Origin of the sequence: Microbacterium testaceum (assembly GCF_001476655.1) — a bacterium.
GTDB lineage: Bacteria > Actinomycetota > Actinomycetes > Actinomycetales > Microbacteriaceae > Microbacterium > Microbacterium testaceum_C.
In genome coordinates this window covers 1-544 of sequence record NZ_LDRT01000212.1, presented here as the reverse complement: position 1 = coordinate 544, position 544 = coordinate 1, and the positions used below count along the sequence as shown (strand labels likewise).

The window sequence follows — 544 nt, the reverse complement described above, 5'->3', positions numbered from 1 at the left end:
GCTCCGCTGCTGCGCATCCCCGCGAACGTGGAGCTCGACGAACCCGTCGTCGTGCGCCTCACCGGCACGGGCGGCCTCGCGCACGCCCACGTCGTGATCGAGGCGCAGCCGCACTCGCGCGGCACCGTCGTGCTGCGCCACGAGGGCACCGCGCAGCACGCGCAGAATGTCGAGATCATCGTGCGCGACGGCGCAGAGCTCACCGTCGTCTCGGTGCAGAACTGGAACGACGACGCGATCCACGCGGCCTCGCACCAGGCCCGCGTCGACCGTGACGCCAAGCTCACGCACGTCGTGGTGAGCTTCGGCGGCGGCGTCGTGCGGGTCAACCCCTCCGTGGAGCTCTCGGGTCCGGGTGCCGAGGGGCGCCTGTACGGCCTGTCGTTCTCCGACGCCGGTCAGCACCTCGAGTCGCAGGTCTACCTGCACCACAAGGGACCGCACACGGTCGGCGACGTGCTCTACAAGGGCGCGTTGCAGGGCGAGAGCGCCCGGAGCGTGTGGATCGGCGACGTGCTCATCGGACCGGATGCCACCGGCACCG

The 544-nt window shown here is 71.3% G+C and carries 1 protein-coding gene; it reads left to right on the top strand.

Features of this window, described 5'->3' with window-relative positions; translation table 11 throughout:
- On the top strand, window positions 1–544 hold a 544-nt coding region (locus tag NS220_RS18460; RefSeq protein WP_193755424.1), incomplete at both ends, for a SufD family Fe-S cluster assembly protein.